At 58.9% G+C, this 16831-nt stretch carries 15 protein-coding genes; 8 read left to right on the forward strand and 7 right to left on the reverse strand.

All coding sequences use genetic code 11. From position 1 onward, the window contains the following. Positions 1-116 precede the first annotated feature (116 nt). From lpxC to ACR3E7_RS02280, 4 genes are all read left to right on the forward strand, one after another. Positions 117-1037 (forward strand): UDP-3-O-acyl-N-acetylglucosamine deacetylase, encoded by a 921-nt coding sequence (gene lpxC, locus ACR3E7_RS02265; protein ID WP_170769222.1) that lies wholly within the window; start codon positions 117-119, stop codon positions 1035-1037. Between the two features lie 127 nt (positions 1038-1164). After that, positions 1165-2007, forward strand: coding sequence for an outer membrane protein assembly factor BamD (locus ACR3E7_RS02270; protein ID WP_170769223.1), 843 nt, complete (start codon positions 1165-1167; stop codon positions 2005-2007). A gap of 35 nt (positions 2008-2042) precedes the next feature. Beyond that, positions 2043-3692 (forward strand): DNA repair protein RecN, encoded by a 1650-nt coding sequence (gene recN / locus ACR3E7_RS02275; RefSeq protein WP_480503157.1) that lies wholly within the window; start codon positions 2043-2045, stop codon positions 3690-3692. Positions 3693-3773: 81 nt separating this feature from the next. Beyond that, positions 3774-5459 (forward strand): chloride channel protein, encoded by a 1686-nt coding sequence (locus tag ACR3E7_RS02280; RefSeq protein ID WP_170788335.1) that lies wholly within the window; start codon positions 3774-3776, stop codon positions 5457-5459. Here the strand turns inward: ACR3E7_RS02280 and ACR3E7_RS02285 are convergent. Continuing rightward, positions 5456-6823, reverse strand: a complete 1368-nt coding sequence (locus ACR3E7_RS02285) for a DUF3179 domain-containing protein (RefSeq protein WP_480503156.1) — start codon at positions 6821-6823, stop codon at positions 5456-5458. The two genes, ACR3E7_RS02280 and ACR3E7_RS02285, sit on opposite strands and share 4 nt — an antisense overlap. 501 nt (positions 6824-7324) lie before the next feature. Here ACR3E7_RS02285 and ACR3E7_RS02290 point away from each other — a divergent pair. Next, positions 7325-8650 carry a hypothetical protein gene (locus ACR3E7_RS02290; protein WP_480503154.1) on the forward strand — a complete coding sequence of 442 codons (1326 nt, stop codon included), beginning with the start codon at positions 7325-7327 and terminating at the stop codon, positions 8648-8650. Between the two features lie 10 nt (positions 8651-8660). Here the strand turns inward: ACR3E7_RS02290 and ACR3E7_RS02295 are convergent, their stop codons facing one another. The 4 genes from ACR3E7_RS02295 to cobS form a co-directional block, all read right to left on the reverse strand. Continuing rightward, positions 8661-9002, reverse strand: a complete 342-nt coding sequence (locus ACR3E7_RS02295) for a DUF427 domain-containing protein (protein ID WP_170784145.1) — start codon at positions 9000-9002, stop codon at positions 8661-8663. 65 nt (positions 9003-9067) lie between these two features. Continuing rightward, complete coding sequence (locus tag ACR3E7_RS02300; protein ID WP_480503153.1) at positions 9068-10849, reverse strand: aminopeptidase P family protein; 1782 nt, start codon at positions 10847-10849, stop codon at positions 9068-9070. Positions 10850-10913: 64 nt separating this feature from the next. Then, positions 10914-12791, reverse strand: coding sequence for a cobaltochelatase subunit CobT (cobT, locus tag ACR3E7_RS02305; RefSeq protein ID WP_480503152.1), 1878 nt, complete (start codon positions 12789-12791; stop codon positions 10914-10916). Positions 12792-12911: 120 nt separating this feature from the next. Beyond that, positions 12912-13895 carry a cobaltochelatase subunit CobS gene (gene cobS, locus ACR3E7_RS02310; protein WP_170769231.1) on the reverse strand — a complete coding sequence of 328 codons (984 nt, stop codon included), beginning with the start codon at positions 13893-13895 and terminating at the stop codon, positions 12912-12914. 343 nt (positions 13896-14238) lie between these two features. Between cobS and ACR3E7_RS02315 the strand changes: the two genes are divergently transcribed. Next, the gene (locus ACR3E7_RS02315) at positions 14239-15144 is read left to right on the forward strand and encodes a Hint domain-containing protein (protein ID WP_480506594.1); all 906 of its coding nucleotides are present in this window, start codon (positions 14239-14241) and stop codon (positions 15142-15144) included. 5 nt (positions 15145-15149) lie between these two features. Here the strand turns inward: ACR3E7_RS02315 and ACR3E7_RS02320 are convergent, their stop codons facing one another. Then, positions 15150-15776 carry a J domain-containing protein gene (locus ACR3E7_RS02320; protein ID WP_170769233.1) on the reverse strand — a complete coding sequence of 209 codons (627 nt, stop codon included), beginning with the start codon at positions 15774-15776 and terminating at the stop codon, positions 15150-15152. Between the two features lie 108 nt (positions 15777-15884). Between ACR3E7_RS02320 and ACR3E7_RS02325 the strand changes: the two genes are divergently transcribed. Together ACR3E7_RS02325 and ACR3E7_RS02330 are read left to right on the forward strand one after the other, a co-directional pair. After that, positions 15885-16139 (forward strand): BolA family protein, encoded by a 255-nt coding sequence (locus ACR3E7_RS02325; RefSeq protein ID WP_170753030.1) that lies wholly within the window; start codon positions 15885-15887, stop codon positions 16137-16139. 31 nt (positions 16140-16170) lie between these two features. Next, complete coding sequence (locus tag ACR3E7_RS02330; protein WP_214646773.1) at positions 16171-16395, forward strand: GDCCVxC domain-containing (seleno)protein; 225 nt, start codon at positions 16171-16173, stop codon at positions 16393-16395. Positions 16396-16402: 7 nt separating this feature from the next. On the opposite strand, the gene ACR3E7_RS02335 is transcribed toward ACR3E7_RS02330, so the two are convergent. Beyond that, a complete protein-coding gene (locus ACR3E7_RS02335; protein ID WP_170784154.1) occupies positions 16403-16813 on the reverse strand; it encodes a DUF4177 domain-containing protein in 411 nt (136 codons plus the stop codon). Between the last annotated feature and the right edge of the window lie 18 nt (positions 16814-16831).

Here is a 16831-nt window from a genome sequence, read left to right on the forward strand (position 1 = left end):
TGTTACATTCATGTTTCATTCGGTTACAAAGAGTGAGTTGAGCCTTTCGCCTGCGTTCCTTAACTGAATGCCCAACACGGCTAAAGCAGGCCGGACACCACTCACCGAGGCCCACATTGCAACATACGCTCAAATCTCCGATCACGTTTACCGGTGTCGGGCTGCACAGCGGCAAGCCTGCAAACATGGTTCTCAAACCGGCAGCCGCCGGTCATGGCATTTGGTTCAAACGGACGGATATTGATCTGGGCAATGCGCTGATCCCTGCGATTTACGACGTGGTGGAGCGGACCCCGCTGTGTACGCGTCTGGTGAACGAGGCGGGTGTGTCGGTATCGACGGTCGAACATATCATGGCAGCGCTGGCGGGTTGTGGTGTTCACAACGCACTGATCGAGATTGACGGTCCCGAAGTGCCGATCATGGATGGGTCTTCGATCGAATTTGTACGCGGGATCATGACCAAAGGTGTGCGCCGTCAGGCCAGCCCGGTGTTGGCCTATGAGGTGCTCAAGCCCGTTACTGCCTCGCGTGAGGGGGCCAGTGCGTCGATTGCGCCTGCGGACGGTCTGATCATTGACTTCCACATCGACTTTGAAGATGGCGCCATTGGCCGTCAGACCAAAACGCTAGACATGCGCAACGGATCGTTTGCGCGGGAACTCAGCGATTGCCGCACCTTCTGCCGTCGCATAGATGTTGAAGCGATGCGCGAAAACGGTCTGGCTCTGGGTGGCACGCTAGAAAACGCCGTGGTGGTTCAGGGGAACGAGGTTCTGACGCCGGGCGGGTTCCGTCGCGCAGATGAGGCTGTGCGCCACAAGATGCTGGACGCGTTGGGGGATCTCTACCTCGCGGGCGGTCCGATTCTGGGTCGTTTCACCGGCGACAAGTCCGGCCACTCGTTGACCAACACATTGCTGCGCACCCTCTTCGAGACGCCAGGCGCAGTGCGACCGATCCTGTGCACGGCCGAACAAGCCGCGCGTTTGCCCGGTCAGGGCCTGATCTGGGACGAAATCCCGGCTGTCGCCTGATTGGATCAACTCTGCGTACAATTCCGGTGCTGGCTTTACTAAGGCGTTTTGCCCCGGAATTATATGTGCTAAACCAAGCCTAAATCCGGGGTTCGCTCCGACAAGTAATACAACAAGGATAGGCGGAATGGGTGGCACCAGGGCGGCGGTCAGATTCGCGGGCGCGATTCTTCTGACAGCAGTTTTGTCAGCATGTGGCGGCCAAGGGGCCGACCGCAGCCAGAACCTTGAGGGGTTTACCCCCGAGCAAATTTTCACACGCGGTGAGTTTGAGCTGTCGCAGAATCGCTCGGACGATGCGGCGTGGTATTTCTCGGAAGTCGAACGCCTTTATCCCTATTCGGATTGGGCCAAGCGCGCGCTGATCATGCAGGCGTTCTCGTATCACTCGGACAAGAACTACGAAGAAAGCCGCGCAGCTGCGCAGCGCTTCATCGACTTCTATCCGGCGGATGAAGATGCGGCCTATGCGCAGTACCTTCTGGCGCTTAGCTACTATGATCAGATTGACGAGGTCGGGCGCGATCAGGGTCTGACCTTTCAGGCATTGCAATCTCTGCGCACGGTGATCGAAGTCTATCCGGACAGCGAATACGCAACCTCTGCCGTTCTGAAATTCGATCTGGCTTTTGATCATCTGGCGGGCAAGGAGATGGAGATCGGGCGTTATTATCTGCGTCAGGATCATTATACGGCGGCAATCAACAGGTTCCGCGTTGTGGTCGAGGATTTCCAGACCACCTCTCATACCGCCGAGGCGCTTTATCGTCTGATCGAGTCCTACCTGTCCTTGGGGCTGGTGGATGAGGCGCAGTCGGCCGGTGCGATCCTTGGGTTCAACTACCGCTCGTCGGAATGGTATGATGCGGGCTACAAGCTGCTGACATCGCGTGGGCTGAAACCCAGAAGCCTGGGCAACAACTGGCTGAGCCAGATCTACCGCCAGACCGTCAAAGGTGAGTGGTTGTAATCGTCATGACGAACGGCGTGGGACGCTAAGACCCGATGCTGCGCGCCCTTGATATCCGCGACATGCTAATCATCGACCGGTTGGAACTGACCTTCCAACCGGGCCTGAACGCGTTGACCGGTGAAACCGGTGCGGGCAAGTCAATTCTTCTGGATTCGCTGGGCTTTGTGCTGGGCTGGCGCGGTCGCGCCGAATTGGTCCGTCAGGGTGCTGCGCAGGGCGAGGTTGTGGCCGAGTTCGAGCTATCGGACGATCATCCTGCCCACGCCATTCTGGCCGAGGCCGGATTGCCCAGCGGCGAGGAATTGATCCTGCGCCGCGTGAACACCGCCGAGGGGCGCAAGACCGCGTGGGTCAATGACCGCCGCTGCTCGGGCGAGGTGTTACGGACGTTGTCTGAGACATTGGTTGAGTTGCACGGTCAGCATGATGACCGAGGCCTGTTGAACCCGCGCGGGCATCGGGCGATGCTGGATGACTATGCCGGGGTCGCGGATGATCTGGCCTCGGTTCGTGCGGCCTGGAACGGGATGTCGCGCGCGCGGAAAGCGTTGGCCGAGACCGAGGCTGCCTTGGCCGCTATGCGCGCGGAAGAGGAATTCTTGCGTCACGCCGTGGCAGAGTTAGACAAGCTGGACCCACAACCGGGCGAAGACGCCGAACTGGACGCCCGCCGCCGCATGATGCAGGGAGCCGAGCGCATACGAGACGACGTGGCGCGGGCCTTTGACCTGCTGGGCGGAGACGGGGCTGAAGGCGCCATGTCCGACGCAGTCCGTTGGCTGGAAGGCGTATCCGACAACGCGGGCGGTCAGTTAGAGGAACCCATCGCCGCGCTTGGCCGCGCCCTGATCGAACTGGGCGAGGCGCAGGATGGCGTCAATGTCTGCCTACAAGCTTTGGACTTCAACCCCGCAGAATTGGAGCAGGCCGAGGAGCGTCTGTTCGCCATCCGCGCACTTGGCCGCAAACATGACGTGGCCCCCGATGATCTGGGCGCGTTTGCCGATACGCTACGTGAGCGTCTGCACAAACTGGACGCAGGTGATGCCGATCTGGCTGATCAGCGTGCTGCGGTTGAGGCTGCGCAGGCTGCCTATGACAGGGCTGCGACAGCGCTTAGTAATGCGCGCCGGCAGGCAGCGGGGCAGTTGGATGCGGCTGTGATGGCCGAGCTTGCGCCGCTCAAGATGGAACGAGCGGTGTTTCAGACCGAAATATCTTCCACTGATCCCGGCCCCGAGGGCGCCGACGCAGTGGCCTTTACCGTTGCCACCAACCCCGGCGCACCTTCGGGTCCGCTGAACAAGATCGCCTCGGGTGGAGAGCTCAGCCGCTTCCTGCTGGCGCTCAAGGTCTGTCTGACCGGCGAAGATAGCGCCCGCACGATGATCTTCGATGAAATCGACCGCGGTGTCGGCGGGGCAACTGCCGATGCGGTGGGCCGCCGTCTGGCCTCGCTTGCGCAGGGCGGGCAGGTTCTGGTCGTGACGCACTCGCCTCAAGTAGCTGCGCGTGCGGCACATCACTGGCGGGTTCAAAAACAAGTCACCGAGGGGCAAACTCTGTCAACCGTCATCCCGTTGGCCGACCCAGACCGGGTGGATGAGATCGCCCGCATGGTTGCAGGCGACACCATCACGGACGAGGCGCGCGCCGCCGCGCGTGCCCTGTTGGACGCATAGACCTTCTCACCTGCGCGATCCCGCTTTTATCCGTGCCGCCCGTAGCTTAGTAAGGGGTAGGTACTGATCCCCCGAGGGCACATGAGCCAATCAACCCGCACCGTTTTGCGCAACCAGCTGCATCAGGCTTTGGCCGCCATAAAGGATGCATGGCGGGTGATGCGGCGGCGCGGACCCAGCCAGTTTCAGTTCTGGCTTATCGCGCTTGTGATCGGGATCGCAGCCGGGTTCATGGCGCTTGGATTTCGCAAGGCGATCCGCGCGTTGCAAGCTTGGGTCTATGATACGGAAAACATCCTACTACTCCACAGCCACGCCGAGATGTTGCCTTGGTTCATGATCCTGATCACCCCCATTGTCGGGGGTCTAATCGTGGGGATCATCCTGCACAGGTTCACCGATGACGGGAGGGTGCGCTCGGTCGCGGACGTGATCGAAGGAGCGGCGCTGACCGATGGTCGGGTCGAGCGGAAGGCCGGAGTCGCGTCTCTGTTTGCCTCGCTGATCACGCTTAGCACTGGTGGCTCGTCAGGGCGAGAAGGGCCAGTTGTGCACATGGCCGGGGTGATCTCGACCTGGGTCAGTAATCGTATCCATGCCGACGGGATCACCGGTCGTGACCTGCTGGGCTGCGCAGTGGCGGCGGCGGTTTCAGCCAGCTTCAACTCACCCATCGCCGGCGCATTGTTTGCGCTCGAGGTCGTGCTGCGGCACTTTGCTGTGCATGCGTTTGCGCCCATCGTGATTGCTTCGGTTGCGGGGACGGTGATCAACCGGCTGGAATATGGCGACGTGACCGAGTTTACTTTGGACACGCCCGGAACGCTGCAATTCTATGTGGAACTGCCCGCCTTTTTGATCCTGGGCCTTGTGTGCGGGCTGGTGGCGTTGCTGCTGATGCGATCGATCTTTTTCGCTGAGGATATCGGCAACCATATCCAAAACCGCCTATCCCTTCCGGGATGGCTGCGCCCTGCGGTGTCTGGGGCGATGCTGGGTCTGATTGCGATCTGGTTTCCCCATATCATTGGCGTTGGATATGAGACCACGATCCGCGCTTTGGCCGGGGATCTGACTTTGTCTGCCGCGATCCTGTTTGCCGTTATCAAAACTGTCGCCTTGGCGATCACAATGGGCGGACGTATGGGTGGAGGGGTCTTTTCGCCCTCTTTGATGGTAGGAGCATTAACCGGGTTGGCCTTTGGCTGGATTGCTACGGGGGTGTTGCCGGATGTGTCGGGGACACCGTCGCTTTATGCTTTTGCCGGGATGGGCGCGGTGGCCGCTGCTGTGTTGGGCGCGCCGATCTCGACCACGTTGATTGTGTTTGAATTGACCGGTGAATGGCAGATCGGACTGGCGGTGATGGTCTCGGTCTCGATGTCCACCGCACTGGCCTCGCGCCTTGTGGACCGGTCATTCTTCCTGACACAGTTGGAACGCCGTGACGTGCATCTGGCCGCGGGGCCACAGGCCTATCTGCTGGCGATGCTGCGGGCGGGGGCGGTGATGCGCCCGATTGGCGATCCGCGCTCGATCACCAGGGAAGAGGCGCAGGCGCTGATCCAACAAGGCCTTTGTGTCAAGGCCAGCGCTACGCTTGAGGCGGCGATGCCCTATTTCGACCGGGACGACATTCCCTGTATCCCGGTCGTGATCATTGACGAAGACGGCTGCGAAAACCCGGTCGGCGCGCTGTTCCACATTGATGCGCTGAAAGCCTATAACCGCGCGCTGGCTGCCACGGCGGCCGAGGAACATTCCTAGCCGCGATAGACCGTCGCTGTGTCACCCAGATAATTGTCCCACGCAAACCAGTACGAGATATGTCCGGCCACGCGCGGCAATTCTGTGCCGTCTGGCCCGACCAGCGCCTCTTCGGTCAGGCGCCACTTTCCGCCCTTCTGGTCGACCAGCCCACCATCTGACGCGGTAAAGCGGTTGGACTTGCGCTCATAGGCGCGAACGGCGCGTTTGTCGGGGTTGCCGATCAGCACCAAGGGCCGGTTGGCAATCGCGTCATTGATCACCCGCGTGTTGCTGAACGCATCCAGCGGCCATGCGCGCGCCGCACCGAACTGGCGGATGGCGAAGACATAGTCCTTCTGCCGGTGCTGCGACTGATCGACCAGCGCCGGAAACATCAACTCGGACGAGGCGAAATAGTCGCGATATACCACACCCGACCCATAGTTGCGCCGGTGGCCGGTGCTGAGCGACAGAACCTGGGTCTTGGGATGCGACGTCTTCCAGCTTTGCCATGTGGTGATGACCACAGGGCGCTGTTTCAACTCGATCCCGCTGTCGACCAGAGGGCCGACGACCGGTTTGCCGGTGTATTGGTTCCACAACGAATGGGTCTCGCGGTCAAACATCAGCTTGTTCGAACGGTACAGGAAGCCCGATGAACCAAAGACAAAGGGCTTCCGCCGTCCTTCAACCTGAGTTTCAAACAAGATGCCCGACCCGCAGAGCGTACAATAGGCCAGTGCGACCGGGACGCCTCCGATCACTTCGTTGAACATTTCGTGCCAGCCCATGATGCGCAGCGGATAGGCGCGCTCATCCCCGTTGATCGAAACACCAAAGACCAGATCGCCGTCCTTCAGATAATCCGCATCCGAGGCAGAGATCAGCTTGGGATTGTCCAACGAAGGGATGCCGTCCTTTTGAACACCGCCCCATGTGATTTCTTCCAACCGGATCTTCATCTTGTCGCGTTGCAGATATTCGGGCCGCAGGAAATCGTCGAAATTCTGGTCGATGCCCAGCAACACTTCGCGCTTGAACGGGATAAGCGAGGGGTGAGGCACGACTTGCGGGTTCTTTTCCTGCCAGATCATCCAGTCGAACCAGTCGGTACCAATATCTTCGCCGGTGAGGGTGCGCATGACCTGGGTGATGTCATCGCTGCGGCGACGGCCATAGCGCATGGCGGTCAGCAGGGCGGGCACGACGTCAGGGCTGCCGCGCTCGACCAGAAATTTCATGCTTTTCTCGAAATCCGTGCGACTGCTGTAAAGCGTGGACCGAACCGCGTCCAGCACAGGGTCCGTTTGCGCAGACAGGGCACCGGGCATGGCTGTTGCGGCCCCAAGTAATCCTACAAAATTGCGGCGCGTTATTGACATTGCATCCTCCGGCTGATGATCGCGCGTATTCTGCCTTGCCGCGACCTAAAATGCATTCAACAGGCGCGTGAACCGGGCGTGAGCGGCCGCTTCCTTGATCGAAAACCGGTTTTGTCGGTAAGATTACGGAAAGCGACCCGGTTTCGATTTGAGAAATACAACCTGATTATTTCCGGGTTTTTGGTGAATTGACGACGCAGAAGTTTGCGCCACCTGATACGACTGATCTGATTTTGTGCCTAAACTCATATAGTTGGAGGCAATACGCGAGTGAATTTGAAGAACCTCTCTTTGCGGGTCCCCGTGGCCCCTAACGCACACGTGCGTTGGTTCCGCGATAGTGTGTGCAACCCCTGCTTGTTGTCCGGTCCCTTTGCTGGTGCGCGATGAGTAAGTCCACAGTGATCAGCCCCATCGGCAGAAATTTGCTTGTGATCTTGGGCGGTTGCCCGGTTTCTGTTCCGGGCTGTGATTGTGGTTTGCACCGCTGGGGGCAAGCAGATGCGCGTGTTTGATGTTGCCGTCATAGGGGCGGGACCCGCCGCCTACGCCGCGCTGACCGCAATGCGCGGGCAGGCTTTATCTATAGCGGTCATAACCGGAGCAACCAAACGCTCCAATGTCGAAGGTCCGCCCAAAATTGTTTCGGTCGCTTATGAGCGCCAACAACCTGCGCACCTGACGGAACGCACCGTTGTGTCCGAGGGAGCACCACCACTGTTTTCTTCAGCCGAGATTGGGGGATTGGCCAATTATTGGGGCAAGCAGTTGCAGCTCTATGACAGCGGTGATCCCTGGGGCGACGGCCCTTTTCTTGAAAGCTGGAAGGATTACAGCGCCGCCTGCGATACGGTGCAGGCCGACCTCGAAATAACTGGCGGTGTCCGGCGAGAGCGTTTGGACAACGGATTTGAAAAAAGCGCTCCACGGTTGTTGACCGGAACCGCGCAGGCACCGGGGTCCGGGCTTGATGCCATGGCCCTGGCATTCAAGGCGCGTCTGAATGAGCTTGAGCAAGCCGAACCTATTGATGGGCGGGTGCATCGGATTGAGGCCCGCGAGGGGCTGGTCTCAATAGAACTGGACGGAGGCAATGTGCTTCAGGCACGCTGTGTCTTTCTGGCGGCAGGTGTGTGGGGCACAGCCAGCTTGCTGATGCGCAGCGTATCGCAACTCAACCGACTAATGTTTCGCGACCACGCGCCCTATACGATCAACTGCTTTCGACTGGATCGCGCTTTGGGCTCGGCCCGCAGCTACGCGGATCGGGGGAATTTCAATGCGCTGACGTTGAAACACAAGGTGGATGGGCGCTGTGATATGTTCGCCTCAGTCTACGCGGTGTCACAAGCGCCGATCAGTTTGTTGACGGCCACTTTCGGACTGGGGCCGCATCTGAGGGGCAAGCGCATCGGTCGCCTGATCGACTTCGTCCAACCCGTTCGGATATGGACCCCCAGAACACAGGTTCAATTGCGCTATGATCTGCACCATACAACGGTCGAAGCTGTTCGACTACCTGACCCTGACGGTGACACGCAGCTGCAGCGCCTGTTGGATTGGCTGTCAGCGCATAGGGTGCGCCACACGCTTGGGACAACTGCACCGGGTCAAGGGTTCCACTACCACGACCTGACTTTCGGCCCGAAAGAAGACCCAGTCGATGATGTGGTGCGATCGGCATTTAGCGGTTTAGTTCGGGTTGTCGACGCCTCATGTTTGCAAAGGATCGGATGCCCTCCGCATACATTGACGTCGATGGCACAAGCTTTTGCACGGGTACGGCACGACCTTCAGGCAAACCAAGCAATGCGGAGGGCGATTTAGCCCGGTCGTCCTAAATTTGTTCGACCTTGACCGACTCGAGGCGATAGAACGCGATGTGATCCTTGATCTCGGCCACGGCTTGGATTGGGTCCTCATAGCTCCAAGCCGCGTTTTCTGTAGTTGAGGACTTATTGACGATCGAGAAATGCGTGGCGTCGCCCTTATGCGGGCAATGGGTGCTTTTGTCCGTGCGGTCCAGAAAGGCCATGGCGATATCGCTGCGGGGGAAGTAGATGACCGGTTCCAAATCACCTTCCAGCAGTTCAAGCGCATTGGTGGTTTCGCCCAAAATGGCACCGCCCGAACGTACGCTCCACTTGCCAGACGCTTTGCTGATGGTGATCTCGGTCATAGATATTCCTTCCCCTTAAGTTGTTTCGGGCCTCTCCTCTGCCCTGTGAGTGTGACAGTCTTGTGTCAGATCGGCGCGGTTGCGGCATCCAACCACAGTTGCGCGGCTGGGCCCAGCCTGGGTCGGATTTTTTCCGTAACGTCGCGGTGATAGGCGTTCAGCCAGTCGCGCTCAGCCGCGCTGAGCATTTCGACCACAATCAACCGACGGTCGATGGGCACAAATGTCAGCGTTCGCCAGTTCAACATCGCCCGCTCGTCGTCGCCACCGGGTAGGGCAGGGGCCTCTTGCACCACCACGAGGTTTTCGATGCGGATGCCAAAAGCCCCTTCGCGGTAATAGCCCGGCTCGTTTGACAGGATCATGCCCGGCTTCAACGGCACATGGCTGACGCGCGACAGGCGCTGAGGGCCCTCGTGCACGCTTAGATACGCGCCCACGCCGTGGCCGACGCCATGGTTGAAATCCTGCCCCGCCGCCCACAAGGGCGTTCGCGCCACGCATTCGATATCTCGTCCGGCCAAGCCCACGGGCCAGCGCAGCATCGACATGTCGATCATGCCTTTCAGAACGCGGGTAAAGCAGGCTTTCTCTTCGTTCCCAACCTCGCCAATGGCGATGGTCCGGGTGATATCGGTGGTGCCATCAAGATACTGACCGCCGCTGTCCAGAACCAGAATATGGCCGTTTTCCAGCAGGGTATCGGTTTCTTCGGTCACGCGGTAATGCATAATCGCTCCATTGGGACCGGTGCCCGCGATGGTGTCGAACGAGATATCCTGAAGCGCGTTGTCCTTGCGGCGGTTGTCCTCCAGCCGCGTCACCACCTGCGTTTCGGTCACACTGCCGGGGTGCTGCGTGTCCAGCCAGCACAATGTCTCGACCACGGCAACGGCATCGCGCAAATGCGCCTCGGCGCTGCCCGCGATCTCGGCTGGGTTCTTGCAGGCTTTGGGCAAGGCACAGGGATCGCCAGCATCTATGGCTTTGTCCTGCAATGTATCTGCCACGATCTGCGGCAGCGTTCCCAAATCGACCTGTACCGGCCCCTCCAGCGCGGCAACAGCGTCAAGAAACGCCTCGGGCGCGCGTAGCCGAACCTGAGGCTCCAAGGGCGCAGACAGTTTCTCTGCCGCCATGAACAGATCGACACCTCCATCTGCATGCAAAATGGCAAACCCATGGGCCACGGGGTTATATCCGATATCCGAGCCACGTACGTTCAGCAGCCACATGATCGAATCCGGTAAAGTGATCACGGCTGCCCCACATCCCGCGTCACGCAGTGCGGCGGCCAACCGAGCGATCTTGCTGTCCGAGGTCTCGCCCGCAAATTCAAGCGGGTGCTCCTTGACTGGGTTCATCGGCGGGGAAGGCTGATCGTCCCAAATGCTGTCAACCAGATTGGCAGAACGCACCAGCTCAATCCCGGTACCTGCCAGATCCTTTTGCGCGCTGGCGATCTGAGCCGCGGCGTGCAGCCAGGGATCGAACCCCACCTTGCCACCTTGGGGCAACTGATCCTTCAACCACGCGCTCAGGGTGGTTTCGGGCCAGTTGACCGGAGTATATTCCGGCGCGACCTGTGCCTTGACCTGCGTGCGATAGCGCCCATCGACGAACACCCCGGCGACATCGGTCAACGCAACACAAAACCCGGCCGATCCTGTGAAGCCTGTCAACCACGCCAAACGCTCATCCCGAGGGGCCACATATTCGCCCTGATGCGCATCCGAGCGAGGGACCAAAAACCCGTCCAATCCAGCCTGAGCCATCTCTGTGCGCAAAGCGGCCAACCGGGGTGGCCCTTGTTCGGGGCGCGCGGTTACAGCAAAGGATTGGAACATTTATTACCTCATCACTTCAGGGCCGTGCCCTTCGATTTATGACAACGACAGGCCAAAGCCGCGTTCAACCGACCTTGCGCATACCCATCACACGGGCGCGCGCCCTTGGGTCATTGTCGAAGAGGGCGGCAAGCTGTTCGGTCATTGCACCGGCAAGCTGTTCGACATCGGTAATCGTGACGGCACGGTCATAATACCGTGTCACGTCATGGCCGATCCCGATGGCCAGCAGTTCGACCATATTGCGCTTTTCCACCATGGCGATGACGTCGCGCAGATGCTTTTCCAGATAGTTCGCCGGGTTCACGCTGAGCGTTGAATCATCAACCGGCGCCCCGTCCGAGATCACCATCAGGATCTTGCGCTGTTCGCGCCGCATCATCATCCGGCGATGGGCCCATTCCAGCGCTTCGCCGTCGATGTTTTCCTTCAGAAGGCCTTCTTTCATCATCAGGCCCAGATTTGGGCGCGCTCGCCGCCAGGGCGCATCAGCCCCCTTGTAGATGATGTGGCGCAGATCGTTCAAACGCCCCGGCTGCTGCGGGCGACCGTCGTTCAACCACGCCTCACGTGCCTGCCCACCCTTCCATGCACGGGTGGTAAAGCCCAGAATCTCGACCTTGACGTTGCAGCGTTCCAGCGTCCGCGCCAGAACATCGGCACAGATCGCAGCGATTGAGATCGGACGCCCGCGCATCGAGCCGGAGTTATCCAGCAGCAACGTCACCACGGTGTCGCGGAACTCGGTGTCCTTTTCCATCTTGAAGCTCAGCGGCGTGGTCGGATTCGCCACCACCCGAGCCAAACGACTGGCGTCCAGAATGCCTTCTTCCAGATCGAATTCCCAACTGCGGTTCTGTTGCGCCTGAAGGCGGCGCTGCAACTTGTTGGCCAGCCGGCTCACTGCGCCCTTTAGCGGCTCTAGCTGTTGATCCAGATAAGCGCGCAACCGTTCCAACTCGGCCGGTTCGGCCAGATCTTCGGCCGCGATCTCCTCGTCATGGGTGTTCAGATAAACCTTATAATCCGGGTCCGCATCCGAAGCTGGCGGTGGCGCCGGGGGCTCCAGCGGAGCCTCCCCTTCGGGCATCTCAGCCTCGTCGCCCATCTCTTCATCAGCCATCTCATCCATCGAGACCTGGGCCTGCGACTGATCCTGCTGCTCTTCCTGGCTCTGTTCCGGCGTGGCGTCAGCGTCCTGCTCGTCTTGTTCATCCTGACCGGTGCTGTCGGGGTCAGGCTGCTCTTCAGCGTCCTTTTCGGCCTGATCTTCCTGCTCGTCATCCAACTCATCCGGGTCATCGCCCAGCTGGTCACCATAGCCCAGGTCTTTGATCACTTGACGCGCGAATTTGGCAAACTCGGCTTGATCCGAAAGAACCTCACCAATGTTCTCGAGAACGCCACCAGCCTGTTCCTCGATGAACCCGCGCCACAGGTTCATGATGTTTTCCGCCGCCGGAGGCAGATCGCGCCCCGTGGCCAGATGCCGGATCAGATACCCTGCCGCAACCGACAAGGGCGCATCGGCAGGTTGCTTGCATTGGTCATAGCCGCGCCGGATCGCCTCATGCGCGATCTTGACGTCGATATTGCTGGCGGTGCCGGGCATATCGCGCGCGCCCATTGCCTCGCACCGGGCGGTCTCCATTGCTTCGTACAGGTCCCGCGCCATATCCCCCGGAGGCGCATAGCGTGCGTGTGTCGCGTCGTCATGATACCGACGCTGCAAGGCCAAGGCATCCGCCGTGCCGCGTGCCAGCAAGACTTCTTCACGGGTCATGCGGCGGCTGACCTGCGGCAGGCGCATCGCTTCGCCCGACAAGCCCGAGGGGTCAACAGTGTAGGAAACGCTCAACTCCGGATCGTCGGCCATGACCTTGGTGGCCTCGGCCAAGGCCTTCTTGAACGGATCAGCAGGATTGTCGTTCTTCTGCACCATGTTCGGACGCCCTCTATTCTATGCAAACCCAGAGGCAAAAAGCGCAACGGGATCCACCTTCATATGGCCAAAAATATCCCCGCCGGAGGCATTGCGCCCGATATGGGCGCAATTCTCAGCTTATCCGACACTGGCAGACGCTGCGCTTTCAGGCAATTCCTCGTCAAAACAACGCTGGTAGAACTCAGCAACGGTCTGACGTTCCAATTCGTCACACTTGTTCAGGAACGAAAGGCGGAACGCGTAGCCAACATTGCGGAAAATCTCGGCGTTTTGGGCCCAGTTAATCACTGTCCGCGGGCTCATGACCGTGGACAGATCGCCATTCATGAAAGCGGTCCGGGTCAGGTCAGCCACAGTCACCATCTGGCTGACGATCTTGCGGCCTTCGGCGGTGTTGTAATGCGGAGCCTTGGACAAGACGATCATCGTCTCGGCGTCGTGGCTCAAGTAGTTCAGCGTTGCGACCAAAGACCAGCGGTCCATCTGCGCTTGGTTGATCTGTTGGGTGCCGTGGTAAAGACCGGTGGTGTCGCCCAGGCCAACGGTGTTGGCGGTGGCGAACATGCGGAAATAGCGGTGCGGTGTCAGAATCTCGTTCTGGTCCAACAAGGTGAGGCTTCCGTTTGCCTCAAGCACACGCTGAAGTACGAACATGACGTCGGCTCGCCCGGCATCGTATTCGTCGAAGACGATCGCAACCGGGTTGCGCAAAGCCCAGGGCAGGATGCCCTCGCTGAATTCGGTGATCTGAACGCCGTCGCGCAGTTTGATTGCGTCCTTGCCGATCAGGTCGATCCGGCTGATGTGACTGTCGAGGTTGACCCGCACTGCAGGCCAGTTCAGGCGTGCAGCGACCTGTTCAATATGGGTCGACTTACCTGTACCGTGATAGCCTTGGATCATCACCCGGCGGTTATGGGTAAAACCTGCCAAAATCGCGAGGGTCGTGTCGGGATCAAACTTGTAAGTCGAGTCAATCTCGGGAACCCGTTCGGTTGTTTCGTAAAAGCGTTTGACCTGCATATCGGTGTCGATGCCGAACACTTCGCGGACCGAAATCTCTTCTGAAGGATGTGCATTTGCGTCAATCGGCCAATCCATGCCTGTCGTCCTTATCTTGATACCTCAGCCTCGCGCGGGCTTTCGAACCTGTGTGTGGTGCAACATATTCCGTGGAAGGGCAAGGAAAAGCCGCTCGGTTCGTGTGTCCTGCTGGATTTTCCCCAAAAAACGTCGTGATACCCAAATGCACAGATTTCGATTCAAGCCCATGCAATAGGCTGAACGGCTGTTGGAATGCCGAAGATCGGGGCCTTACTCTCCAGTTTTTGTTTGCCTCAATTCGATGCAGGATCACATTGCTATGTTGTGATATGATTGGCATACTAACCTTATGTTTGGGCAAAACTTGTGTCCGTTGTTGTGTTTAGCGGTAAAGATCTAGATGGCGCTTTCGATAATCGGCCCTTCTTCGCTTTCGATTCCCAGTGGATCGTCCACTGTGATGCAGCAATATTTTGCGACGAAATCTGGAGCATCCTGGAGTGTGGTCGTTTCTGGGACCGGTGGATTAGACCCGATGGATTACACCGTTTCGATTTCATCAAGCGGAGTTTTGACTGTCGAGCTAACCGAAGGGGCCGTTATCCCACCGAACACGTCACTCACTCTTGAAATATTCGCTTCGACAGGACCCGGAAATGGAAACAACGACTCGCTCATTGTCACAGTTGCGCTGCCGGCAGGTACAGTTCCCTGTTTCGTAAAAGGCACTTTGATTGAGACCGAACATGGTCCTTGTCTCGTCGAAGACCTTGTTGTTGGGGACAAAGTCCGAACATCAAGCGGTGAACTATTGCCCATAGTATGGATTGGCCAAAAAACCCTTGGCGCAGAAGTATTGAAACGAACCCCCCATATGCGCCCGGTTTGCATTCAAGAAGGATCATTCGGAGACGGCTTACCGAACCGCGACTTGTACGTCTCACCACAGCATCGCATTGTTTTGGAGGGATGGCGTGCTGAACTGCTCTACGGAGAACCTCAGGTATTCGCAGCGGCCATTCATCTGGTCAACGACAAGACCATACGTCAGGTGCAATTGGATGAGCCTGTTACGTACTTTCACGTCGCATGTAGTCGCCACACGATCCTGACATCGAACGGTTTGCCAACAGAAAGCCTGTTTCTGGGCGAAATCGCTTTAATGTCATTCGATCGTGAAGACGTGCAGGAACTGGTGTCGCTGTTCCCAGAACTCCGTAGTGATGCTTTCGGATGGAAGCAAACGCGCATACGCTGCTTGAAACGTCAGGAAGCACAAGCGTTAAAGGCGTCTCTAAGTGCATAGAGGCGTTACTTGAAATTCCGGCTGTCCTTGATCTGATCCCAGGCCCAGACGACCTCTTGCAACTGTTCTTCCTGGCTGCGGTCACCACCGTTCATGTCGGGGTGCAGCACCTTGATCAGTTTCTTGTAGGCTTTACGCACTTCGGCCTTGGACCAGCTGTCATTGGCTTCAAGGATTTCAATCGCGCGGCGCTCGGTCGGGGGTAGGCGGCGGCCACCTGTGCCCGCCGTGCGGCCCTTGTTCTGCGTGCCATTTGCGCCCAGAACCTGATGCGGGTCTTCGATGCCCAGACGGGCCCAGGCACGCGCCTCGGGGTCGCCCATGGGTTTGGTTTCACGCTCCCAAACCTTGTCCTTCGAGCGTTGCGCGTTCATCTCGGCTTCAGTCGTGCCGTCGAAGAAATTCCATTTCTGGTTATATTCGCGCACGTGCTGCTGGCAGAACCAGAAGAAATCGTCCAGCACATCCGGCGCTTTGGGCGCGCGGAACTTGCCCGCCTCTTCACAGCCTTCATGATCGCAGATTCGCACCGATGTCTCAGACGCGCCCGACATCCCCCGACGCCCGCGCGGGTTCTTTTTCTTGGCGCTGGAGACGGACATATCGAATCCGAAAGGGTCTGATTTCGTCATGCTGTGATCCTTAAGAACGCATCTTCTCGACTCGGAGGCAGCAGTTTAGTCTAAGCAGCCGAAAGTAGAAGAGGGGAGGCGGTAAAATTTTTGCCGCTGAGCATAAAAATGACCGTGACCGACGAAATCCGCACCGCCTTGCAATCCGCCTTTGACCCGCATGAGCTGGAGGTGGTGGATGACAGCGAAAGCCACCGGGGCCATGCGGGCTTTCAGGAAGGCGGCGAGAGCCATTTCAACGTCCGCATCCGCGCCGCCGCGTTCGAAGGCCAATCCCGCGTCGCCCGCCACCGCGCCGTTCACAAGGCGCTGGGGGACATCGTGCCGCGTATCCATGCGCTGGCGCTGGATATCGGGGTGTGAAAGCGCCAAGATGGCGGAAACCGAGGTGAACATGGACGGATCGCAAACAAAAGTGACACTCGAATCCACTCTGACCTGCCCGTCTTGCGGGCATGTCGAAACGGAAACCATGCCCACAGATGCGTGCCAGTGGTTCTATGAATGCAAGTCCTGTCAAGCCGTGCTGAAACCGTTGGACGGAGACTGCTGCGTCTTTTGTTCTTACGCGACAGTGCCCTGCCCACCGATCCAAGAGGGCAATTCCTGCTGCGCGTAAGTGTGTCTCAGGGTTTTTCCTGCGGTTCTGGGGCGGCTTCCGAGCCTTTCAACGACAGCGGCGGCTCTTTCACCTCTTCCGCAATCGGGGCCGGGGCCACGACCATTTCGGGGCCCGGAACAGGCTGGGCCAAAGGTACGCCTTCGGGTGTTTCCGTCGGGCCGCGGGTAGAGACGAAACTTGGTTCGATTTCGCGCCGGAACACCAGAACATTGCGCCAGTTCACGGTTGAGCCAGTCAGACCCGTTCGTTCCTCGCTGGGCAGTAACTCCGCACGCTGATATTCCCAGCCGTCCTGCCCCATCTGGTTGAGCACCTGTTCGACCGAGGCCGCAAACCGGTCCTCGGCGGTTTTGGCCCCTTTGGCCTTGCCGCTTTTCTGCGGGGCGGGGACGACTTTGTATTCGTAGCGCGGCATCGGATCTTCCTACCTGTT

It is taken from the genome of Ruegeria sp. BK1, from assembly GCF_056535645.1.